Here is a 22,578-nt window from a genome sequence, read left to right on the forward strand (position 1 = left end):
AGAAGGAGGGCATTGAGTTTTGGCAATGCGGCCAGCGGCCATCACACCGCTCCGGTAAACACATCGCCATCGAGGAACTCGCGCACCTCGCGGCCGGGCTCGAAATGGCCCATGCGGCGGATTTCCCATTTGAGCTCGATGCCCGAATGCGCCCGCACCTTGTTGCGCACGGTCTCGCCCAGGGTTTCGATGTCATGGGCACTGGCATTATCGATATTGAGCAAGAAATTGGCGTGCAATTCGCTCATCTGCGCGCCGCCTATGGTCAGGCCCCTGCCCCCGGCCGCGTCGATCAGCTTCCAGCTCGAATGCCCATCGGGATTCTTGAAGGTCGAGCCGCCCGTCTTGGCCTTGGTGGGCTGGCTGGATTCGCGCTTCTCGGTGATTTCGCGCATGCGTGAAAGGATATCTTCGCGCTCGCCGGCAAAGCCCTGATACACCGCGGAGGTGAACACCGCGCCGCGCGGGCCGTTCGACTTGCGGTAGAGATAGCCCATATCGGCATTGGTGAGAGTGATGATCTCGCCCTGCCGGGTCACGGCACGCAGCTCGACCATGCGGTCGCGCGTTTCGGTGCCGTAGCAGCCCGCATTCATATAAAGCGCACCGCCAATGCCGCCGGGAATGCCGCGATAAAAACTCAGCCCATCAATGCCGGCTTCGGCAGCGGCCGTGGCCACCTTGACGTCGGGCAACGAGGTGCCGACGCGGATCTTGTGGTCATCGAGGATTTCGACCTGGCCGAAGGCCTTGCCGGAGAGCTTGATGACCACGCCATCAATGCCGCCATCGCGGATCAACAGGTTCGAACCCAGCCCGATCACCGTCATGCGGATATCGGCGGGTAGGTGCTTGAGGAAATAGGCGAGGTCTTCCTCGTCGGCCGGGGTGAAGAACAGCTGGGCCGGGCCGCCGACGCGGAACCAGGTGACTTCGCTCAACAGCTGGTTGGGAACCAGCCGGCCGCGAACCCCGGCGATCCAGGGCTGGAACTGGGGGATGAGGTCGGGATAGCTCACTGCACGTCCTTTCCCAAAAGCGTGGCCAATTCGCCCGGCAAGGCGGCGGCCCATTGGGTGATATTGCCGGCGCCCAGGCACACGACATAATCGCCATCCGCCGCCCGGCCGGCGATCAGCTCAGCCAGGTCTTCGGGACGATCGAGCACGCGCGCATCGCGGTGGCCGCGGGCGCGGATGCGGTTGACCAGCTCGTCATTGGTCACGCCGGGAATGGGCTGCTCGCCAGCGGCATAGACTGGGGCGACGATGACGGTATCGGCATCGTTGAAGCAGGCGGCGAAATCGTCGAACAGGTCATGCAGGCGGCTATAGCGGTGCGGCTGCACCACCGCGATCACGTCGCGCTTGGTGGACTGTCGGGCGGCGCGCAATACGGCGGCGATTTCCACCGGGTGGTGGCCATAATCGTCGATGACGGTAATGCCACCGACCATACCGGTCTTGGTGAAGCGGCGCTTGACCCCGGTAAAGCCCTTGAGGCCCTTACGGATGGCTTCGGCGGGCACATGCAGCTGATCGGCCACGGCAATGGCCGCGGTGGCATTGAGCGCATTGTGGACGCCCGGCATGGGCAATTGCAGCCCATCGATACGCAGCTGGGTGAGGCGGATGCGGTCGCGGATTTCGACCGCGAAATGGCTGACGCCATCGATGGTTTCAAGATCAACCAGCCGCACATCGGCCTGCGGATTGCGGCCATAGGTGATGACGCGGCGATCCTTGATCTGGCCGACTAGCGCCTGCACTTCGGGATGATCGAGGCACATCACGGCAAAGCCGTAAAAGGGCACGTTCTCGACGAAATTGTGGAAGGCCTGCTTGACCCCCTCGAAGTCATGATAGTGATCGAGGTGTTCCGGATCGATATTGGTGACCACGACCACATCGGCGGGCAACTTGACGAAAGTGCCGTCGCTCTCGTCGGCCTCCACCACCATCCACTCGCCCTCGCCCAGGCGCGCATTGGTGCCATAGGCATTGATGATGCCGCCATTGATGACGGTGGGGTCCAGATCTCCGGCATCGAGCAGGGTCGCGACCAGCGTGGTCGTCGTGGTCTTGCCATGCGTGCCGCCAATGGCGATGGCGTTCTTGAAGCGCATGATTTCGGCCAGCATCTCGGCGCGGCGCACCACCGGCAGCGCGCGGGCGCGGGCAGCGACCAGCTCGGGATTGTCTTTCTTGATGGCCGAGGAGACGACGACAACGGCGGCTTCCCCGAGATTTTCAGCCTTTTGGCCGATCTCGATGCGGATGCCCATGTCGCGCAGGCGCTGCACATTGGGATTGGCAGCGGCATCGGAGCCCTGCACCACATAGCCCTGATTGTGCAGGATTTCGGCAATGCCGCTCATGCCGATGCCGCCGATCCCCACGAAGTGGACCGGGCCGATATTGCGGGGCATTTTCATGAGACTTGTTCCATTTCCGTAGTGCCCTTCCCGGCGAGAGTCTCGGCGATATCCGCCAGCTTCTCAACGGCGCGGGGCTGGCCCAGCGCACGGGCGGCGGCGGCGGCCTTGGTGAGCGTCGCCGGGTCGGTGATGAGGTTGGTGAGGCGAGTGCCTAGCGATTGCGGCGACAGCGTGGCCTGCTCCGCAATCCAGCCGGCGCCGGCGCTGTCGACGACCAGGGCATTGTTTTTCTGGTCGGCGTCCAGCGCGCCGGGCAGCGGCACCAAGATCGACGGCCGCCCGATGACGCAAAGCTCGGTAATGGTCGAAGCGCCCGAGCGGCCAATGACCAGATGGCTCTTGGCGATGCGCTCCGGCAGGTCGCCGAAGAATGGCGCCAGTTCAACATTGACCTTGGCCTGCCGATAGACTTCGGCGACCCGATCGAGGTCCTCGGCGCGGCATTGCTGCACGATGCGCAGGCGCTGGCGGATCTGTTCAGGAATAAGAGCAATGGCTGCCGGCACGATGTCGGACAATGCCTTGGCGCCCTGGCTGCCGCCGAAGACCACGAGATGAATGGGTCCGTTTTCGTCAAGCGCCGGATAGGGCATGCCGGCCAGCACGCGCACACGATCGCGCACGGGATTGCCGGTGACTCGCTTTTCGATTTTCAGCGTGTCCGCGAACTTGGTTTCGGCAAAGCTCAGCGCCAGCACGTCGGCAAAGCGGCCCAGCGCCCGATTGGCGCGGCCCATCACGGCGTTCTGCTCATGCAGAATACCCGGAACACCCAAAAGGCTCGCCGCGACGAAAGGCGGGAAGGTCGGATAGCCGCCAAAGCCGATCACCGCATCGGGCCGGCTTTTGCGCAGCTTGCCCATGGCAACGGCAATGCCGCCCAGGATTTTGAACCCGCCGGCGAGGAACTTGATGGGATTGCTGAGCGAGGGCGTGGCGGAGGGCACGATATGGACCTGCGTGGCCGGAAAATCCGCGCCATAGCTTTCCACGCGATGATCGGTCATCAGCTCGACCAGATGCCCGCGCCGCGTCAATTCCTGGGCCAGCGCCATGGCCGGGAAGAGATGCCCACCCGTGCCACCCGCCATGAGGATGAACTTCTTCATTCAGCTGGTGCCAATGCGCTCTTGTAGACGGGCAGACCTGTGACCATTCGCTCCTCGGGCTTGGTGCGCGTGAGGGCCAGCATCAGCCCCATGCCGAAGGCAATCGCGATCATCGACGTACCGCCATAGCTCACGAATGGCAATGTCATGCCCTTGGGGGGAATGAGGTTGAGATTCACCGCCAGATTGATGCCCGACTGCATGGCGAACTGGATGGCCAGGGTCGAGGACGCCAGCCGCGCAAAGAGGCTGGTCTGGCGCTGCGCACCCATCATGGCGCGGATGACGATGAAGGCGATGAGCGTCACCAGCACCATGCAGAAGATGATGCCGAACTCGCCGGCGGCGGCCGAGAAGACATAGTCGGCATGCGCGTCGGGGATGAGCTTTTTGGCGATGGATTCACCCGGGCCACGGCCGAACCAGCCGCCTTCGAGCAGCGACTGCAAGGCGCGGTCGATCTGGTACGTATTGCCGCCGCCCTCTGGGTTGAGGAAGGTATCGATGCGGCGCGACACGTGCGGGAACAGCAGATAGGCCCCACCCAGCAGGCCACCGGCGCCCGCCGCCAGGCCGAAAATGATCCACCACGAAATGCCGGAAATGAACAGCAGCGTCGCCCAGGTCGCCAGCACCAGGGCCGTTTGCCCGATATCGGGCTGCAGCAACAGCGCGGCGACGATGGAGAACATGACCATGGTGGCGAGGATTTTGCCGGGCACATTCTTGTGCACCATGGATTCTGAGAACAGCCACGCGCCCAGCACGGCAAAGGCCGGTTTGACGAATTCGGATGGCTGCACCGATTGGCCGGCGAACGATATCCAGCGCCGCGCGCCCTTGACCTCGGTGCCGAAGCGCAGAGTGGCCCAGAGCAGGACGAGGCTGACGACCAGGGTAACCAGCGCCGCGACGCGCGCCTGGCGGTGGTTCATCAGGGACGTGCCGATCAGTACCGGCAAGGCCAGCAGGCAGAACATGGCGTGGCGGATGATGAAGAACCAGGGCGATAGCCCGATGCGCTCGGCCACCGGGGGACTGGCGGCGAAGCTGAGCACCATGCCGCAGGTCATCAACAGGATCAGCGCGCCGAGCAGTTCGCGGTCGATCGACCACCACCATTCGGCCAAAGGGGTCTTTTCTGCGCGGGAAAACATCATGGGCGAGCCGGTTCAGCCGGCCTCCTGACAGATAAAATTCGTTTCGAATTGTATCTCGCCGATGGTTACCGATTTCCCACCGCTTTTGCGTTTTGCGAATCGAGAGATGGGACACCGACACACACCCATCGTCATCACCCGGCTTTTCCGGGTGATCCATGTCTCAGCGCGCGCGGAAAGCTGGATTGCCCGGATAAACCGGGCAATGACGCTGTGGGGGATTGGGGCAGCAGGCAATAACTACTGCAGGATCGCGATGTCGGTCAGCGAGCCTTCGATACCCTCGATGGCACCAATTGAGGTAGCGGCGCCGGTTTCGAGATCGACGGTGTGGAGCGTGTTGTCCACGACGAGATAGGCGGTGTTGACCAGGTCTGCGGTCGCGGCGATATCGAAGGCGTAGCTGGTGCCGCCCTCGATGCCGAGCTTGCCGATGGCGGCCAGCACACCGTCATTGGGCTTGGTCTGCTGGATCAGCGCGACAATGGTTGTGTCGATATCGAACATCTTGGTGGCTTCGGGCTTGCCGACCGAATTGGTATAGGCCGCGGCGACGATGGCCGGAGTTTCCCCGGCATGCATATCGGCGTCCTCATATGCGAGCGAACCATCGACCGTGACCATGCCATCATCCGGATTGACGCGGAAATTGGTGCCATCGGCGGCCATCAGACGCAGGCGATCGGCCATCGGGTTGAAATCGACAATGGCGCCGTCAAAGCTCGGGAGCTTTTCCGACAGGGGGAAGGTGACAGTGGCAGCGCCGGATGCAGTATCGATGGTGACGATCTCGCCGGCGGTCGACACGCCATAGAGCTTCTTGTCAGCGGGGCGAACATCGATGCCGGCCAGGCCGTCGATGCCGGTAACCTCCATCGTGCCGCTGACGGCCAGGGTTTCGGTATCGAACATCACCAGCGTCTTGCCACCGGCCAGGCCGACGGCGGGCGCCGCGGCTACGGCGGCGGCGGATGCAGTGAGGATGGTGGCGGCAAGCAGACTATGCAGGGAAATCCGGGACAGTGCGATCATGGGAACGTCTCCTCGTTTCTGGGCGCCTTGATGCGCCGGTTACAGAGGGACTACCCGCCGCAGCAGGCGTCTGGATGCAGCGGCGCGAAATTTTCTTGTGCCGCATCCAAAAAGGGCGGGCCGCGTGTAATCGACATGGAAGGGGAATTCCCCCATGTTGCTGCTCATGCCCGATGTGACCAATGCCGATGACCTGATGCGCCGCATCGCCAAGGGCGACAAAGCGGCGCTGGCCGACCTGTTCTCCGCCGAAGCCGGCCGGCTGATCGGCATTGCCCTGCGCATCCTGCGGCGGCGGGACCTGGCCGAGGAAGCCGTGCAGGAGACGTTTATCGCGGCGTGGCGGCGGGCCAGCCAGTTCGACCCGGCGCGTGGCTCGGCGCAAGGTTGGCTCACCACAATCACCCGCAATCGAGCACTCAACATGCTGCGTGATGGATCGCGCATGGAATATCACGATGGGGAAGTATTGGCCGATCTGGGCGACCGCAGCGCCGAAGCGATGGCGGCATTCGAGGCATTGGCGGACCGCGACGCGCTCAAGCATTGCCTGGGCCAATTGGACGAGCCCAAACGCCGGGCGATCCTGTTGTGCTACGTCACCGGCCTCAACCATGGTGAGGCGGCCGCGACTATGAATGCCCCGCTGGGTACGCTCAAAGCCTGGATACGGCGGGGCACCATTGCCCTGCAGGAGTGCCTGTCATGAATCAGGACCAGATGGCACAGGCCGGACGCTATGTGCTGGGACTGCTCGAAGGAGCAGAGCTTACGGCATTCGAGGTGGAGCTGGCGCGAGACGCGGAATTGCGGGCGGCCGTGGACCGGCTGCAAGCCAGTTTCCGTGCGCTTGACGATACGGCGAAGCCTGAGGCGGCAGGTACCGAACTCTGGTCGGCCATCGAAAGGCGATTGGATGAACCGCTGGCTGAGAACGTGATGCCCCTGCCCTCGCGGCGAGTATCGATCGCGCAATGGATGAGCATGGCGGCCGGTGTCGTGGTGGCGCTGGGACTGGGGTATTTCGCCGGCAATCTGGGATCGCGCCAGCCGCAGCCTTTGGTGGTGGCGGTGCTGGTCAACCAGACCGATGCGGCGCCGGGAGCCATCGTCGAGGCCTTTGCCGATGACAGGGTGCGGCTGGTGCCGCTGGAAGATTTCGTCGTGGCTGCAGATCAGGTGCTGCAGGTCTGGACCTTGCCCGACCCGGCAACCGGGCCGGTCTCGCTGGGCACTTTCACTGACCCGCACACCATCTGGCTGACCGGGCCGCAATTGCCCACGCCCAAGGAAGGGCAGCTCTATGAAATCACGCTGGAGCCGGCACCGGGCTCGCCCACCGGCAAGCCGACCGGGCCGATCCTGGTCAAGGGCTTTGCCAAGACGCCGGTTTAGCGCAGCTTGAGCGAGCTGAGGCCGATCAAAGCCAGGACGAAGGAGATGATCCAGAAGCGGATCACTACCTGGCTTTCGGTCCAGCCCATATGTTCGAAATGGTGGTGGATCGGCGCCATGCGGAACACGCGCTTGCCGGTGAGCTTGAACGAGGTGACCTGCACGATCACCGACACAGTTTCGAGCACGAACAGCCCGCCGATGATGGCAAGGACGATCTCATGCTTGGTGGCGACGGCGATGGCGCCCAAGGCGCCGCCCAAAGCCAGCGAGCCGGTATCGCCCATGAAAATCTGGGCCGGCGGGGCGTTGAACCAGAGGAAGCCCAGCCCTGCCCCGATCAGTGCGCCGCAGACGACTGAAAGTTCACCAGTGCCGGGCACATAATTGAGCAGCAGGTAATCGGAGAAGTTCACGCTGCCGACCAGATAGGCGATCAGCGCGAAACAGGCGGCGGCAACCATGACGGGGACGATGGCCAGGCCATCGAGGCCATCGGTGAGGTTGACCGAATTGCCGGCCGCCATGATGACGAAACCGCCGAACAGAATGAAGAAATAGCCCAGGTCGATCGCCAGACCCTTCACGAACGGGAACAGCAGCGAGGTGGCATAGGGCTCGGGGCCCAATTGGGAAATGGCGTAGCAGGCAATGGCCCCGATCAGCGCTTCAAGCGCCAGGCGCTGCCGGCCGCCAAAGCCCTTGTGGCTCATGCGCTTGACCTTGAGATAGTCATCGTAAAAGCCGATGGCGCCGAAGCCCACCGTGACCAGCAGGACCACCCAGACATAGCCATTGGTGAGATTGGACCACAGCAGGGTTGAAAACACCGCGCCGGAGAGGATCATCAACCCGCCCATGGTGGGTGTGCCCTTCTTGGTCAGCAGGTGCCCCTGGGGACCATCTTCGCGGATCGGCTGGCCCTTGCCCTGGCGCAGGCGCAGGCCATTGATCATGGCCGGACCGAACAGGAAAACGAAGAACAAAGCCGTGATCACCGCGCCCGCTGTGCGGAAGGTGATGTAGCGGAACACGTTGAAGGCCGAGACCGCATCGCCCAGCTGACCGAGAAAATAGAGCATGAAGGAAGCGTCCTCGCTGGCTGGGGTTTATGGTCCGGAGAACTTGCTGCGGATTTTTTCGACGATGCCCGACAGCCCCACGCCGTTGGACCCTTTGATCATAACTGCGTCGCCATAGGCAAGATCGCCGAGCACGATGTCCGCGATATCCGCAGTGGTATTTGCGTGAGCGGTGACGCGCCCTGCCCCCAAAGCTTCGGCCAGCGCGGCCATGCCGGTGCCCACCAGATAAATGCGCTCGGCACCCGAGCCGATCACCGCATTCTTGAGGCTGGCATGGAGCGCCGGTCCCTGCGCGCCCAATTCGAGCATATCGCCCAGGATCAGCACCTTGCGGCCGCCGGGGGCTTTTTGTTCGGTGAAGACATCGAGCGCCGCGCCCATCGAAGCGGTATTGGCGTTGTAGCTTTCGTCAGTCAACACCAGCGGCTTGTCGGCCGGTCCGAACACCAGCCGCTGGCCACGGCCGGGCTGGGCGCCGAAGCCGGCCAAAGCGCGCAGGGCCACATCGGGTTCGACGCCGGCAATATAACCGACGGCCATGGCAGCGACGGCATTGGCCAGCATGTGGCGGCCGGGCACGGCGAGGGCCAAGGCGTGGCGGTCCCCGCCATGCAGCACGGTAGCAAAGCTGTGGTCGGCGGCCGATTGGACATCCACGATCTGCCAGTCGCAGCCGCGGCCAAAGCCATAGGTGATGACATTGGCGACGCCCGCCGCTGCGGCCGCATCGAGCAGCACCTGCAACTGGGGATGATCGGCATTGAGCACGGCGGTACCACCCGGCTCCAGCCCCTCGAAAATCTCGGCCTTGGCGGCGGCAATGCCCTCAAGCGAGCCGAAGGCTTCGAGATGGGCCGCGGCAACATTGGTGATGACAGCGATATGCGGGCGCACCAATTGGCTGAGCGGACGGATTTCGTCGGGGGCATTCATGCCCATTTCGAATACGCCGAACTGGGTGGCCTCGGGCATGCGAGCCAGCATGAGCGGCACGCCCCAGTGGTTATTGAAGCTCTTGATCGAGGCATGGGTCTGGCCTGCGGCCTCGAAGACCATGCGGATGGCTTCCTTGGTCGTGGTCTTGCCGACGCTGCCGGTGACTCCGACGACGACGGCGCGGCTGCGCTCGCGGCTGGCAATGGCGATGTCGCGCAGGCCCTGCAGCGCGTCGGGAACCACGATGCGGCCGGGGCCTTCGCTGCGGCCTTCGGAGACGAGTGCCGCGACCGCGCCGTTTTTCAGCGCAGTCTCGACAAAGTCATGACCGTCGAAGCGGTCGCCCTTGATGGCGACGAAGAGCGCGTCGGGGCCGAGTTCACGCGAGTCGATGGAAATCGAGCCAATGGCGTCCCCGGTCACCGCTTCGGCGCGACCGCCGGTGGCGGCCAGCAGGGCTTGGACCGTAAACAGATGTGCCATCAGAGCCCCTTGATTGCCTCCGCCACCACTCCATGGTCGGAGAAATGATGTTTGGTCGTGCCGACGATCTGGTAATCCTCGTGGCCCTTGCCGGCCACCAGCAGGACATCGCCGGGTTGCAGCGATTTGACGGCCGCGATGATGGCTTCCCTGCGGTCGCCGATTTCCTTGGCGCCTTTGGTAGCCGCAAGAATTTCCGCGCGGATGGTCGCAGGGTCTTCGGTGCGCGGATTGTCGTCGGTGACAATGAGGTCGTCGGCCATGCGCTGGGCAACTTCACCCATCATGGGCCGCTTGCCCTTGTCCCGATCGCCACCGGCACCGAACACCACGCGCAACTTTCCCTTGGCATATGGCCGAAGCGAGGCAAGCGCGGATTCCAGCGCCACCGGCTTGTGGGAATAATCCACAAACACCGCCGCGCCATTGTGTTCGGCCACCAGTTCCAGCCGCCCCTTGGCGCCGACCAGCTCGGACAAAGCCGGGAAAGCATCGGACTTATCGACGCCGGTCGACATGGCGAGCGCCGCGGCGATCAGGGCATTGGACACCTGGAATTCGCCGGTCAGCGGCAGGTGGAAACTGAGCTTTTCCCCGACATGGCGCACTTCGACGCGCTGGCCATAACCTTCGGGCTTGATGGAGAGAATTTCGATATAGGCGCCCTCACGGCCCACCGTCAGCAGCGTCGCGCTGGCGCTGAGCGCGGCGAACATGAAGGGCTCGTGCTCGGAATCATCGACATTGACCACGGCGGGGCCGCTATCGACCAAGAGGTCGGTGAACAGCCGCAGCTTGGCGTTGCGGTATTCATCCATGTCGGCGTGATAATCGAGATGATCGCGGCTGAGATTCGTGAAAGCCACGGCCTCGAAGTGGATGCCGTCGAGCCGGCGCTGATCGAGACCGTGGCTCGAGGCTTCGAGCGCCACATGGTTGATGCCCTGCGCCTTGAGCGCGCGCATCGATTGATGCAGCGTGCGGGAATCGGGGGTGGTCAGACTGCCCTCGATCAGACGGTTGGCGGTTTCGACGCCGATCGTGCCGATGCTGGCGCCGGGAATGCCGGCATAGGTCCAGATCTGGCGCACGAAAGAGGCCACCGAGGTCTTGCCATTGGTGCCGGTGACGGCGACGGTGATTTCCGGCTGCGGCTCGAAAATACGCGAGGCGGCACGGGCATAGGCGGCGCGCACATCCTTGACCACAATCACCGGCACGCCCGGATCGCCAACCGGGGCAATGTCACTGATGATGGCGAGCGCGCCGCGCCGGACCGCCTCATCGACATGCTCATTGCCATGCGAGTGCGTGCCCGGCAGGGCAAAGAAAATATCGCCCGGCTCGATCCGGCGGCTGTCCGAATTGAGGCCAAAGACTGCGCCCAGGCCCTTTTTGGGGCGGGCGCCGGAGCCTTCGAGCAGCTGCGTTACGCTAAGTGACACGGGGGTGAATCCTTCTGGATTTCAACGATAGGCGGAAGGGACGAAGTCGTCGATGATCGGGGAGAAATCGGGCGCAATTCCGAGCATGGGTGCGACGCGCTGCACAATGCGGCCGGTCACAGTGCCGGCATTCCAGCCCGCCGTGGTGCCCGATTGCGGATTTTCGGCCTGCGGCTCGTCCACCATGATCACCATGGCATATTGCGGATTTTCCATCGGGAAGGCCGAACCGAAAAAGTTGGTGACCTTGTTGGACGAATAGCGCCCATCGACCACTTTTTCGGCCGTGCCGGTCTTGCCGCCAACGCGATAGCCCAGGGCTTCCTTGTTCATCTGCGAGCCCGACCCGCCGGCCCCAATGGCATTGAGGCGCATGAGGGCGCGGATATTGGCGCTGGTTTCGGGCTGGATCACCCGGCGATACAGCGCTTCGGCCTCGGCCTCGGTACGCTTGTAGAGCGTGGGCGCGATGTAATTGCCGCCGTTGACGAAAGCCGCATAGGCCGTGACCATATGCAGCGGCGACACCGACAGGCCGTGGCCGAACGAGGCCGTCGCCGCGCCCACTTCGGACAGGGTCTTGGGCACGGAGGGCAGACGCATTTCGGGCAGTTCGAACGGCACGCGCTGATCGAACCCCATAGTGGAGAGGAAGGCCCGGAAATTGTCCTTGCCCATGGCCTGCATGACGCGGATCGTGCCGATATTGGACGAGAATTTATAGACTTCCGGCAGAGCCAGAATGCGGTGCTTGCCGTGGAAATCGTCAATAGTGAAGCGGCCGAAGCGCACGCCAAAACGGGCGTCGAACTGGTCGGTCATGCTGACCGCGCCGCTATCCATCGCCCCGGCCATGGTGACGGTCTTGAAGATCGAGCCCGGCTCGAAAATGCCCGCGGTGATGCGATTGAAGCTGTCCTTGACCAGCGCCGTCTTGGGGTCGTTCGGATTAAAATCGGGCAGCGAGGCCAGCGCGATGACTTCCCCGGTATGGATGTCGAGCATGACGCCAGCCGCAGCGATGGCCTTGTAGCGGCTCATGGCGTCGACCAATTGCTCGTGCATGACATGCTGCACGCGCATATCGACCGACAGTTCCACCGGCGCCAGGGCATTGCCACGCGCCAGGCCCAGTTCCTGCAACAGCGCGACATTGTCGTCGTCCATGTGCTTTTCGATGCCGGCAATGCCCTGGTTATCGATATTGGTCGAGCCCAGGATGTGACTGGCCTCGGTCATGCCGGGATAGAAGCGCTTGGATTCGGTGAGAAATTCGATGCCGGGAATGCCCAGCCGCATGATGCGTTCCTGGATGGCCGGCGACAGTTCGCGCTGCACCCAGACAAAGCCCTTGTCGCCGGTGAGGCGGTTGCGCAGCCAGGTCTCGTCGAGATCGGGCAGAACGGTGCGGAGCTTGGTGACGGCCTCTTCCACATCGATGATGCGGCGCGGTTCGGCATAGAGCGAGGGCACGCGAATATCGACGGCCATTTCGAGACCATTGCGGTCGAGGATCGGTGGCCGCGTCGCGGTGATGATGTCGCGCGCCTGCCCCTCGATGGTAGTATCGGGCACGACCATGCCCAATTGCAGCAGCCGCCCGCCCACGGCGCCAAAGCCCAGCACCAGCGCCAGCACCATCCAGCGGATGCGGGCCTGGGTGAGATTGCCGCGAATTTTACGGCCGCCATCCAGCGCGATTGTGGGCGAGAGATCTTCGGCGGTCACGGCCATTATTCGATCCCCTCGAGTTCAAGGATGGCATCGATGGGATCGATACCGGCCTCGAGCGATTGGAACAGGGCATCCATCTCGGAATTGTTGGGCTTGACCGGTCGCATGGGAATATCCTGGAAGGCGCCGAACTGTTTCTGCTGCACCGGCCCGATCGCCAGCGCCACCTGATGCCGCTTGACGATGGGGTCGATATGACCGGGCTGGTTCAGCACCGCCCAATCGGCCTTGAGCAGGGAAAGATCGCCTTCCTGGCTTTCGATCTGCGCCGCCAGCGCGGTCCGCTCGCTGGCCGTGTGCTCGATGGAGAATTTGAGCGTGTAAACGCCAGCCAGCATGATCACGCTGGTAAAAATCAGGATGATGTTGAGACTGCGGATCATGCCGTGCCCCTCACGACCGGCACCCCGAGCCCGGCGAACTTGACCGCGCGCGCCGGCGCATCCGAACGGGTTCCGGCCCGCAGGATGGACGAGCGCGCCCGCGGATTGCGGCTCAACTCGGCCTCGCCGGGCTTGCGCGCCTTGGCGACATCGATCCAGCGCAGGGCTTCGCCCTGGGTCTGCGGCAGGTGACGCGACTGGGCGGGGCCGCCTTTTTCGGGGTCGAAGAAGCGTTTGACGATGCGGTCTTCCAGCGAATGGAAGGTGATGACGACGAGCTTGCCGCCTTCGCTCAGCAGGCGCTCGGCGGCGAACAGCCCTTCGACCAATTGGTCGAACTCGCCATTGACCGCGATGCGCAAGGCCTGGAACGAGCGGGTTGCGGGATGGGCGTCACCGGGCTTGCGGCCGATGGATTTTTCGATGATGCGGGCCAGCTCCAGCGTGGTCTTTATCGGGGCAGTTTCACGCGCGGCGACGATGAACTGGGCAATGCGGCGCGATTTGCGCTCTTCGCCAAAGGCATAGAGCAGGTTGGCCAGCGCCTCGACTTCCAGCCCATTGACCAGATCGGCGGCACTCTCGCCCTCCCCGCTCATGCGCATATCGAGCGGACCATCGCGCATGAAGGAGAAGCCGCGTTCCGCCTCGTCCAGTTGCATGGAGGAGACGCCGATATCGAGCACGACGCCATCAATGGGACCATGCTCGGCGGCGAGGGTATCGAGTTCGGAGAAGGTGCCGGGCACGAAGGTCATCTGGCCGGTAAATTCGGCCATGAGCACATCGGCAAAAGGGCGCACGCTGGGATCGCGATCGATGGCCACGACATGGGCGCCGGCCTGCAACAGCGCGCGCGAATAGCCGCCGGCGCCAAACGTGCCGTCGACGATGCGCTTGCCTTTCAGCGGCGCCAAGGCCGCCAGCACCTCGTCCAGGAGGACGGGGATATGCGGGCCAGCATTTTGGCTGGTTTCGGGCACAGAACGCTTGCCCATAAAGGCCATTACTCCACTGCCGGCCGGAACCGGTTCGTAAACTTCCCGCCACTTTGACCAAGGACGTTTAAGATTCTGTTTCCCATTTTGCGGTGGTGGGAAATTTAGGGGTGTTTTGAAACAGCCCTACCCCGTGCGGAGGAGAGCACCCAGAAAGGTAAACGCCAGTTGACCTGTAAGCCGGGTTCTGTAGGGCCGCGTTTCCGCGACGTGGTGACCATTCATCTGCGACGCCTGTTACCAGACGCCTGTTGCAACCAACCCGGATGATCTGGCCTCAAAACAGGCTGGAGCCGAAGCCCCGCGTCATCCCTATTTGGTCTTGCTCCCGGTGGGGTTTACCGTGCGGCTTCCATTACTGGTCACCCGGTGCGCTCTTACCGCACCCTTTCACCCTTACCCCGGCATGCCGGGGCGGTTTGCTTTCTGTGGCACTTTCCCTAGGGTCGCCCCCGCCGGGCGTTACCCGGCACCGTGTTTCGAAGGAGCCCGGACTTTCCTCCAGCGGACAGTTACCCATCCGCCAGCGGTCACCCGGTCAACTGGCTGGCGCGTTTGTGGTGCAGAGACGCGGTGGCGTCAAGCCAGCAGTGGCGCGGGCCGCGGTTTGGTGATGGCCTGATAGGCCAGATTGATCGCGGTCATCCTTGCCGTGGCCACATCGATCAGCTCTTCGGGAACGCCCTTGGCAATCAACCGATCGGGATGATGCTCGGACACCAGCAGGCGATACACGCGGCGCACTTCTTCGGGCGGCGCATTGGGCGCCAGGCCCAGCACCACATAGGGATCGACCCCATCGGCCAGCACGACATGCTGGCTGGCCATCTGCTCGAACCGCACATCGTCAAAGCCGAAAATGTCGCTCACCGACTTCAGGTAATCCAGCTCCGCCTCATGCACCATGCCATCGGCCGTCGCGATGAAGAACAGGCTATCGAGCACATGTTCCAGCGTTTCGGGGCTGGTGGCAAAGAAACGCGCAATCTTGCGGGCATAGCTTTCGTAGCCGGCCACATCCTGCTTGGCGAGATTGAACAGCCGCTCCACCTGCGGCTCCTGGCCCTGGGTGATTTCGACCGTGGCGTTGAAGGCGCGCACTTCGGACGCGGTCACAATGCCGTCAGCCACCGCCATCTTGGCGGCCAGCGCGATCAGGGCGAGCGTAAACGCCGCGTCCCGTCCGCCGGGCAGCCAGGTGTCGGGGTCAAGCATATTGGCGATGGAGCCGGCAACACCGGTTCGTTGGCTGAACGACCCCAGGAACTGGGACAGTTTTTGCCAAACATCCCGGTTTTCTTCGGCTTTGCGCACGCAGCACAGCATGGTGACGTCTTTCACGAAGCGACCACGCCACGGGGAATCCGAGCGTGATATGCTGGACCAGCATATCCTTCGCAACGCGTCCGGTCCATTGCCGGGCGTGCATGGCAGCTTACATCAATTGATGAATGGCAGGAAAATCGGCGGATCGATCGGCCCGACATAGCGGTCATAGACCTCGGGGGGCGGCGCTTCATCGAGATAGAACCCGCCGGGGCGGTAATCACTCGGGGCTTCGGCTTGCTGCTGGCGATTGGCGAGGAATTCGGACAGCGGACCGCTTTCCCAATCCTGCAGGTCATCGGCTGTGACGGCCACCGGCGGCGCATTGCGGCTGACCGATGGGGGAATGAAGACCTGGTCGGAGGGCGACGGCGCCCGGACGGCCACCGAGGCGGGTCGCATGGACAGCGGCATGGGCACCGGCGCGACCTTTTGGGGTGGCAGCGAGGCCACCTGCACCGGATCGGTTGCGACAGCCGCTGGAGCGGCCGGCGGCGCGATCGGCGGACGAGCGGGTTCTGCCGCGGCCGTGGCGGGTGCTGGCACTACCGGGGCAGTCGTCGGCGCAGCCGCGGCGGGTGTTGCCGGAGCGGTTTCTTCGGCGCCGCCAGTGATATAGCTGGGCAGCTTCTTGCCCGATTGCAGATAGGAATTGAGCGGATCGGCCGGATTGGCGGCTGCTGCGGGTGCAGGGGCCACTGGCTTAGCCGGGGCCACCTCAGCCACTTTGACCGGTTCGGCCGGGCGCTGCGAAGCAGGCGCCGGCACGGGCGCAACCGGCTCGATGACGGCGACCTGCGCCGTGGGGCCATTGCCCAGGAATTGCGCGGACAGCAAGTCGGCGGCTGGAATACCGACGACGATTAGGGCACCGGCCCAGGCCAGGCCATTGGTAATGCGGCGATCGATCTGCATGGTCTTTCACGTCCCGATTTGCTTCGCCCTCCGTGGAGGGAAAGAGCCGGAATTGATGGCGGTTTTATGGAACCGCCCTGCTCCGTCTCAATGCTGCCCGTAAGCTGAATGGGACCTGAATGACGCTTTTTCAGGCCACCGACCCACGGGCGGCGACCTGATGGCACCAGAACATGGTGAATGCAAGGTTAATCCGGCCGACGCCCAAGAATGCGCGCCAGCGCCAAAGCCAGGTTCGAGCGGTTCATCGTATAGATGTGGAACTCGGTGACGCCCTCATCCAATAACTCGATCACCTGCTCGGCAGCGACCGCCGAAGCAACCAACGCATGGGTTTCCGGGTCCTCATCCAGCCCGGCGAAACGCTCGGCCAGCCAAGCCGGAATCGAGGCGCCACAACGGGATGCGAAATTGGAAATCTGCTTGAAGCTGTGGATCGGCTGGATGCCGGGCACGATCGGCGCGGTGATGCCGGCGGCGCGGGCGCGGGCGACATAGCGTAGGTAATCGGCATTAGAGAAGAACATCTGTGTGATGGCGCGGGTCGCCCCGGCGTCGAGCTTGCGTTTCAAATTATCGATATCGACCTGCCAATCGGCACTTTGGGGGTGCTTTTCGGGGTAGGCGGCGACGGAAATATCGAAATCGCCGATCTTGCGGATGCCCGCAACGAGGTCGGCGGCATTCTGATAGCCCTGCGGATGCGGCGTAAACGGCTGGCCGACACCCTCCGGCGGATCGCCACGGAGGGCGACAATGCGGTTGATGCCCGCTTCCTGATAACCGCGCACGACGGCGTCGACTTCGTCACGGGTGGAACCGACGCAGGTCAGGTGTGCTGCGGCGTCGACGCCGGTATCGGTTTTGACCGAGGAGACCATGCGGAGGGTGCGCTCGCGCGTAGAGCCGCCGGCGCCATAGGTAACCGAGACGAAGCGCGGCTGCAGCGGGGCCAGTTTATGGATGGAGTCCCAGAAGCGCTCCTCCATCGCATCGGTCTTGGGCGGGAAGAACTCGAAGGAAAGCTGCAGGTCGGGGCGCTGCTCGGCGATCTTCCGGCTGGCACGCGCATTGTCATCGATCATCTTGGTATCCATTCACGTCTTGTCGCTGAGGCGCCAGAGGCAGACCGTCAGGCCATTGTCACCATTCTCGCCGGGAAACTCGCGCACCGCTTCGACCGAGAGATCGGCGGCAGCAGCCCAGAGACTCATTTGCGCCTGCGACAGGCCAAGCCGGCGATGGGCATGTTCGGTGCGCAGGAATTCGAAATCGTGCGGGGCGAAATCCACGATCAGCATCTCGCCACCGGCTTTGAGCAGGCGTCGCGCCTGCGCCAGCATGCGGCCCGGATCGTCGAAATAATGCAGCACCTGATGGATCACGATCACATCGGCCGAACCGGTGGCGGTATCGAGATCGGCAATATCGCCAAGGCGGACCTGGGCATGGGCAAGACCCGCCGCAGCCAGGCGCGACCGGGCCACGGCCAGCATTTCGCGGCTCGAATCGATGCCGATGCCACGCTTGTAGAAGTCGGCGAGCAATTCCAGCATGCGGCCAGTGCCGGTGCCCAGATCAACCAGCAGGCCAACCGAGCGGCCACCCAGCGCCTCGACGATGCCGGCTTCCACCGCCTCTTCGGGCACATGCAGTTTTTTGAGCAGATCCCAGCTACCGGCAACCTTGGCAAAATATTCAGCCGCCTGCGCCTGCTGGGCGGCACGCACCGCCACCTGCCGCTCGATATCGCGGCGGCGTTCGGGATCGCTGGCGTCGAGCCGGTCGATGGCCCATTGCGCCAGCGCCGCGCCGTCACCTGACTGCGCCAAGCCATAATAGGCCCAGGCGCCCTCGGCATTGCGCTCGATCAGCCCGGCATCGGCAAGCAGCTTGAGATGGCGCGACACGCGAGGCTGGCTCTGGCGGAGAATTTCCGTCAGGTCCTTGACCGAATGATCGCCATCGGCGAGCAATGCCAAAAGGCGCAACCGGGTCCCCTCACCCGCCGCCTTCAGCACCCCCACTAATGTCGCCAGCTCAGCCATCGCCCCTCACGAGATATAAAGATGTCTTTATATCTATTTTGAAGCGGAGGTCTAGGGGAAGTGGGTTGCGGCTCGGCTTGATGATGTAGATCAACCGATCTATATATATCGGCCACACAATCTACATTAGTGAATGCCATGGCCCTCAACGTCAACAACAAGCAGGCGGATGAGCTGACCCGCAAATTTGCGCAGATCGAAGGCGTGGGACTAAGCGAAGCAATAGTCATTGCCATGCGCGAGGCCATTGCCCGTCGGAGGGCAAGCGAAACACCTCGCCAAACCGTGGAGCGGGTGTTGAGCAAGCATGGCATTTCGAACAGCGCCAAGGCACGCCAGCCGTTGCCTAGATCCGCCTATGATGAAATGTGGGGCGACGAGGACGGGCAATGACCCTGTTCGTCGACGCCTCCGCGCTCGTTGCACTGCTCTCGGCAGAACCGGAGGCAGAGCGCGTCAGCGACGCCATTGCCGCAGCCGAGAGACCATTCACCTCGGCACTGGCCATTCTGGAATCCGCGCTCGCTCTATCGCGGCCCGACAAATGGAACCTGCCCGTCGACCAGGTGCAAACGGTGATACTGGAGGTGCTGGAGGAACGCGACATCGTTCTCAAGGACCTGCCCGAGCCCCTCACCGCCGTGCAGCTCTCGATTGGCGCGGCGGCCCGATTTCGTCGGGGCCGCCACGGTTTGAACTTGGCGGATTGCCTGCATTATGCCTGCGCCAAGCATTATGGCGTTCCGGTGTTGGCAACGGATAACGAGTTTCGCCAGACCGATCTGGCGGCTGTTCCTTAAGGGGTGAGTGCCCCCTACGCCACGCTCGCACGCTCGTCACTGGCGGCGCGTTTGCGGAACGCGTGGGCGCGCCAGAGTTCGAAAATTCCGGTGGCTTCTTCGCGGTCAAGGGCTTCGAAGCGGGATTTGACCATGGTCTTGTCGGCCTGGGATGGCAGGTCGCGCCAGGGCAGCGTGGCGACGATGGCTTCGAACAGTTCGGGCGTCAGGCCCGCGGCACGCAAGGCGACGGTGATCGCCACGTAATCCTGGCTGGCGAGCCATTTGACGAAGACTTCGGGGCCGACGCGCAGCACGACGGTCAGGGCGGCGGCGGCATGGTGGCCATAGCCGAAGCGAGCGAAACGGGCCAGCGCGCGGTCATCGAGCTGCTTGCGATCGCTGAGCGCCTTGACCTGGTTATAGGCCACTTTCCACTCATTGGCCGAAAAGCCGGCGCGGTTGCGCATGCGATTGTAGACGACGGCATTGACCTTGCCGGCAGCGACCGGATCGAGCGACTTGTCTTCGTCAAGCGTCTCGAGAACCTTGCTGGCGACGGTGTCGATCTCCCCGCGCAAGGAACCCCAATCGAGTTCGGGACGACCGCGCAAATCGGCAGCGATTTCCGCGTCGGCAGTGGCTCGGGCGACCAGCTTTTCCAGCGTCGCCTTGTCGAATTCGGCATTGGTATTGCGCACCAGGCGAGCGATCGAAGAGGTCTGGCCGTGCTCGACAATGGCTTCACCTACTCGCTCTGGCACATTGGTACGGCCGGCAATGGCGATGCGATGCTCTTCGCTCTGCTTGCCGATAATGTCGATCAGATCGTCATCGGACAGCACATTGGAGAATTCGAGCAGCGGCTTGGCGACTTCGATATCGTCATTGGCCAGCTTGACCACCACCGTGCCGGGGGCCCGTTCCAGAGGAGCCAGCAGCTTGGCGACGTGGATGCGGGCTTCGACCTCGACCAGTTCGGCGAGCTGACACAGCACCTCGTCATATTGGGCGACCTGCTCGTCGTCGCAGCGATCCGACACATAGCTGAACAGCTGCGCCATATTGCGGAAGAGCTGCTCGCGTTCGGCGTGATCGTTATCGCCGTTGAGCACTCGAAAGCTCGAAAACGCCCGCTGGCCCTGGTCAAGTTCGGTCATAACGTTCCCCGGCTCCTGCCGCATAAGTTCAACAGCGGCACCCTGGACCGGCAGGTTCTTGCGCCGGCTGAAAGCAACAGCGCGGATTTGATTCAAATTTTAGGCGATCACTTGCCCGTTACCGACCACCATGATTGGATCACGCTGTTTGAGGAGGATTTTTCATGCGTATCATTGCACTGACGACAATCTTCGCCGCGCTCAGCATTGCCCCGGTTCTGGCGGATGACGTGCCGGCCAATCTGAATGGTCATTGGGCCATCGACGGCGCCTGCGACAATGCCGACAACTCCGTCCATATCGAAGGCAATATGCTGGCCCTCGGCACCGGCGAGCCGCTTGCTGTCGTGTTTTATCCTGATGACAGCCCCTCGGGCAACGGCGCCATCCACTGGGAAGAAGAAGGTTCGGTCGACAATTTCGAATATGTGCCCGACAGCGACGAGCTGATCTACAATGCCGAAGGCTACGGCATGGGCGACGCCAAGCCCTCGCTCTACAAGCGTTGCAAGAGCTGATGTGACGGGGCCGGCCCCTTGGGACCGGCCTTGCTTTTTTTGGCCTATTCGGCCGCGGCGCTTTCCTGATCGGAAATGGCGTCCTTGGGCCTGGATGCCAGTGCTGCACGGGCAGCGCGGATACCTTGGGCATAGGCCGGGTCGATCAGGTGGAAATGGGCCAATTGGCGCTCGATGATCTCGTCGGGCACGCCATCCATGGCGGCGGCGAGATTGTCGAAGAGGCGCCCCTTCTGGGCGTCATCGAACAGGTTGAACAGCGCACGCGGCTGGCCGTAATCGTCGTTGCCTTCGCGGTGATTGTACCGGTCGGCATCGCCCACGATACGCAGCGGCGGCTCCTTGACCGACTTGTCTTCCACCGGACCGCCAAACGAATTGGGTTCGTAATAGGCATCGGGGTGGCCGGTCTTGATGCCGCCATAGACATTCATCTGCCCATCGCGGTGATAGTGATGCACCGGCGACTTGGGTTGATTGACCGGGATGCTCTCGTAATGCGTGCCCAGGCGATAACGGTGGGCGTCGGCATAGGAGAAGACGCGGGCCTGCAGCATCTTGTCGGGCGAATAGCCGATGCCGGGCACCTTGTTGGACGGCGAGAAGGCCGCCTGTTCGATCTGGGCGAAGTAATTGTCGGCATTGCGGTTCAGCTCGACAATGCCCACTTCGATCGGCGGATAATCGGCATGCGGCCAGACTTTGGTCAGATCGAAGGGATTATACGGGGTCTTGTCCGCGTCGGCCTCAGGCATGATCTGCACTTCCATGCGCCAGCGCGGGAACTCGCCACGCTCGATGCCGCCGAACAGCTCTTCCTGATAGGTTTCGCGGCTCGCTCCGATGATCTTTTCGGCTTCGGCATTGGTGTAGTGCTTGTGGCCCTGCAGGGTCTTGAAGTGGAACTTCACCCAGAAGCGCTCACCTTCGGCATTCCAGAACGAATAGGTGTGGCTGCCATAGCCGTTCATATACATCGGGGCGACCGGCAGGCCGCGATCGGAGAACAGGGTCGTAATCTGGTGCAGTGATTCCGGGCTCTGGCTCCAGAAATCCCACATTGCGGTCTTGGAGCGCAGATTGGTCTTGGGGTGGCGCTTCTGAGTGTGGATGAAATCGGGGAATTTCAGCGGATCGCGCACGAAGAACACGGGGGTATTGTTGCCCACCAGGTCCCAATTGCCTTCTTCGGTATAAAACTTGAAGGAGAAGCCGCGCACGTCGCGCTCCGCATCGGCCGCGCCCATTTCGCCGGCCACGGTAGAAAAGCGGATCAGCAGGTCCGTCTTCTTGCCGACTTCGCCGAACACCTTGGCGATGGTGTATTTGGAAATGTCATTGGTGATGGTCAGCGTGCCGAAAGCACCCCAGCCCTTGGCATGCACGACGCGCTCGGGAATGCGCTCGCGATTCTGGTGCGCCAGCTTTTCGAGCAGCTGATAATCCTGCAGCAGCACGGGGCCGCGGGCGCCGGCAGTCTCGACATTCTGGTTGTCGGGAACGGGCGCACCGGCACTGGTGGTGAGGCGGGGTTTGTCGATCATTGCTGCAATCTCCCTGGAATAATTCCAAACTGCGGTGGTTTTGCCCTTTCGCCAGCGATTAGGCAAATTGATTGATCCTTTTATTGTGATA

General features: G+C 62.8%; 22 protein-coding genes and 1 other RNA gene. 5 read left to right on the plus strand and 18 right to left on the minus strand.

Annotation, left to right across the window (positions count from 1 at the left end):
• Window positions 1-41: 41 nt before the first annotated feature.
• The 5 genes from murB to ACI3KW_RS05350 form a co-directional block, all read right to left on the minus strand.
• Window positions 42-1,019 carry a UDP-N-acetylmuramate dehydrogenase gene (murB, locus tag ACI3KW_RS05330; RefSeq protein WP_404847225.1) on the minus strand — a complete coding sequence of 326 codons (978 nt, stop codon included), beginning with the start codon at window positions 1,017-1,019 and terminating at the stop codon, window positions 42-44.
• Window positions 1,016-2,434: a UDP-N-acetylmuramate--L-alanine ligase gene (murC, locus tag ACI3KW_RS05335; protein ID WP_404847226.1), complete on the minus strand. Its 1,419-nt coding sequence runs from the start codon at window positions 2,432-2,434 to the stop codon at window positions 1,016-1,018. Before murC ends, murB begins: the two co-directional genes overlap by 4 nt.
• Window positions 2,431-3,546, minus strand: a complete 1,116-nt coding sequence (gene murG, locus ACI3KW_RS05340; protein ID WP_404847227.1) for an undecaprenyldiphospho-muramoylpentapeptide beta-N-acetylglucosaminyltransferase — start codon at window positions 3,544-3,546, stop codon at window positions 2,431-2,433. The genes murC and murG overlap by 4 nt, the downstream gene beginning before the upstream one ends.
• Window positions 3,543-4,703, minus strand: a complete 1,161-nt coding sequence (locus ACI3KW_RS05345) for a putative peptidoglycan glycosyltransferase FtsW (protein ID WP_113121881.1) — start codon at window positions 4,701-4,703, stop codon at window positions 3,543-3,545. The genes murG and ACI3KW_RS05345 overlap by 4 nt, the downstream gene beginning before the upstream one ends.
• A 243-nt stretch (window positions 4,704-4,946) precedes the next feature.
• The gene (locus ACI3KW_RS05350; protein WP_404847228.1) at window positions 4,947-5,738 is read right to left on the minus strand and encodes a DUF4394 domain-containing protein; all 792 of its coding nucleotides are present in this window, start codon (window positions 5,736-5,738) and stop codon (window positions 4,947-4,949) included.
• 154 nt (window positions 5,739-5,892) lie between these two features.
• On the opposite strand from ACI3KW_RS05350, the gene ACI3KW_RS05355 reads away from it, so the two are divergent.
• Window positions 5,893-6,447 carry a sigma-70 family RNA polymerase sigma factor gene (locus ACI3KW_RS05355; RefSeq protein WP_404847229.1) on the plus strand — a complete coding sequence of 185 codons (555 nt, stop codon included), beginning with the start codon at window positions 5,893-5,895 and terminating at the stop codon, window positions 6,445-6,447.
• On the plus strand, window positions 6,444-7,133 hold the full coding sequence (locus ACI3KW_RS05360) for an anti-sigma factor domain-containing protein (protein ID WP_404847230.1): 690 nt from the start codon (window positions 6,444-6,446) through the stop codon (window positions 7,131-7,133). Before ACI3KW_RS05355 ends, ACI3KW_RS05360 begins: the two co-directional genes overlap by 4 nt.
• On the opposite strand, the gene mraY is transcribed toward ACI3KW_RS05360, so the two are convergent.
• The 11 genes from mraY to ACI3KW_RS05415 all read right to left on the minus strand — a co-directional run bounded on the left by mraY (window position 7,130) and on the right by ACI3KW_RS05415 (window position 18,486).
• Window positions 7,130-8,215 carry a phospho-N-acetylmuramoyl-pentapeptide-transferase gene (gene mraY / locus ACI3KW_RS05365; protein ID WP_113121812.1) on the minus strand — a complete coding sequence of 362 codons (1,086 nt, stop codon included), beginning with the start codon at window positions 8,213-8,215 and terminating at the stop codon, window positions 7,130-7,132. The genes ACI3KW_RS05360 and mraY overlap by 4 nt on opposite strands.
• A 27-nt stretch (window positions 8,216-8,242) precedes the next feature.
• Window positions 8,243-9,637, minus strand: coding sequence for a UDP-N-acetylmuramoyl-tripeptide--D-alanyl-D-alanine ligase (murF, locus tag ACI3KW_RS05370; RefSeq protein WP_404847231.1), 1,395 nt, complete (start codon window positions 9,635-9,637; stop codon window positions 8,243-8,245).
• The gene (locus tag ACI3KW_RS05375; protein WP_404847232.1) at window positions 9,637-11,082 is read right to left on the minus strand and encodes a UDP-N-acetylmuramoyl-L-alanyl-D-glutamate--2,6-diaminopimelate ligase; all 1,446 of its coding nucleotides are present in this window, start codon (window positions 11,080-11,082) and stop codon (window positions 9,637-9,639) included. Before ACI3KW_RS05375 ends, murF begins: the two co-directional genes overlap by 1 nt.
• Window positions 11,083-11,103: 21 nt before the next feature.
• Window positions 11,104-12,816 (minus strand): peptidoglycan D,D-transpeptidase FtsI family protein, encoded by a 1,713-nt coding sequence (locus ACI3KW_RS05380; protein ID WP_404847233.1) that lies wholly within the window; start codon window positions 12,814-12,816, stop codon window positions 11,104-11,106.
• Window positions 12,816-13,199, minus strand: coding sequence for a hypothetical protein (locus tag ACI3KW_RS05385; RefSeq protein ID WP_035101130.1), 384 nt, complete (start codon window positions 13,197-13,199; stop codon window positions 12,816-12,818). Before ACI3KW_RS05385 ends, ACI3KW_RS05380 begins: the two co-directional genes overlap by 1 nt.
• Window positions 13,196-14,197, minus strand: a complete 1,002-nt coding sequence (gene rsmH / locus ACI3KW_RS05390; protein WP_404847234.1) for a 16S rRNA (cytosine(1402)-N(4))-methyltransferase RsmH — start codon at window positions 14,195-14,197, stop codon at window positions 13,196-13,198. The genes ACI3KW_RS05385 and rsmH overlap by 4 nt, the downstream gene beginning before the upstream one ends.
• A 160-nt stretch (window positions 14,198-14,357) precedes the next feature.
• Window positions 14,358-14,743: RNase P RNA component class A (rnpB, locus tag ACI3KW_RS05395), an RNA gene on the minus strand.
• A 33-nt stretch (window positions 14,744-14,776) separates the two neighbouring features.
• Entirely contained in the window at window positions 14,777-15,538 is a 762-nt protein-coding gene (locus tag ACI3KW_RS05400) for a TerB family tellurite resistance protein (RefSeq protein WP_404847235.1), read from the minus strand.
• A 99-nt stretch (window positions 15,539-15,637) separates the two neighbouring features.
• Window positions 15,638-16,438, minus strand: a complete 801-nt coding sequence (locus tag ACI3KW_RS05405; protein ID WP_404847236.1) for a hypothetical protein — start codon at window positions 16,436-16,438, stop codon at window positions 15,638-15,640.
• A 188-nt stretch (window positions 16,439-16,626) separates the two neighbouring features.
• Entirely contained in the window at window positions 16,627-17,523 is an 897-nt protein-coding gene (gene metF, locus ACI3KW_RS05410; RefSeq protein WP_404847237.1) for a methylenetetrahydrofolate reductase [NAD(P)H], read from the minus strand.
• Between the two features lie 12 nt (window positions 17,524-17,535).
• On the minus strand, window positions 17,536-18,486 hold the full coding sequence (locus ACI3KW_RS05415; RefSeq protein WP_262166709.1) for a metalloregulator ArsR/SmtB family transcription factor: 951 nt from the start codon (window positions 18,484-18,486) through the stop codon (window positions 17,536-17,538).
• 138 nt (window positions 18,487-18,624) lie between these two features.
• On the opposite strand from ACI3KW_RS05415, the gene ACI3KW_RS05420 reads away from it, so the two are divergent.
• Complete coding sequence (locus tag ACI3KW_RS05420; protein WP_404847238.1) at window positions 18,625-18,879, plus strand: type II toxin-antitoxin system VapB family antitoxin; 255 nt, start codon at window positions 18,625-18,627, stop codon at window positions 18,877-18,879.
• The gene (locus tag ACI3KW_RS05425) at window positions 18,876-19,286 is read left to right on the plus strand and encodes a type II toxin-antitoxin system VapC family toxin (protein ID WP_404847239.1); all 411 of its coding nucleotides are present in this window, start codon (window positions 18,876-18,878) and stop codon (window positions 19,284-19,286) included. Before ACI3KW_RS05420 ends, ACI3KW_RS05425 begins: the two co-directional genes overlap by 4 nt.
• A gap of 14 nt (window positions 19,287-19,300) precedes the next feature.
• Here the strand turns inward: ACI3KW_RS05425 and ACI3KW_RS05430 are convergent, their stop codons facing one another.
• Window positions 19,301-20,425, minus strand: coding sequence for a DUF2336 domain-containing protein (locus ACI3KW_RS05430; RefSeq protein ID WP_404847240.1), 1,125 nt, complete (start codon window positions 20,423-20,425; stop codon window positions 19,301-19,303).
• Between the two features lie 164 nt (window positions 20,426-20,589).
• Here ACI3KW_RS05430 and ACI3KW_RS05435 point away from each other — a divergent pair, with 164 nt between their 5' ends.
• A complete protein-coding gene (locus tag ACI3KW_RS05435; RefSeq protein WP_262166704.1) occupies window positions 20,590-20,943 on the plus strand; it encodes a hypothetical protein in 354 nt (117 codons plus the stop codon).
• Between the two features lie 44 nt (window positions 20,944-20,987).
• Here the strand turns inward: ACI3KW_RS05435 and ACI3KW_RS05440 are convergent, their stop codons facing one another.
• Complete coding sequence (locus ACI3KW_RS05440) at window positions 20,988-22,487, minus strand: catalase (protein WP_404847241.1); 1,500 nt, start codon at window positions 22,485-22,487, stop codon at window positions 20,988-20,990.
• Window positions 22,488-22,578 lie beyond the last annotated feature (91 nt).

This window comes from Devosia sp. ZW T5_3 (genome assembly GCF_044987315.1).
GTDB lineage: Bacteria > Pseudomonadota > Alphaproteobacteria > Rhizobiales > Devosiaceae > Devosia.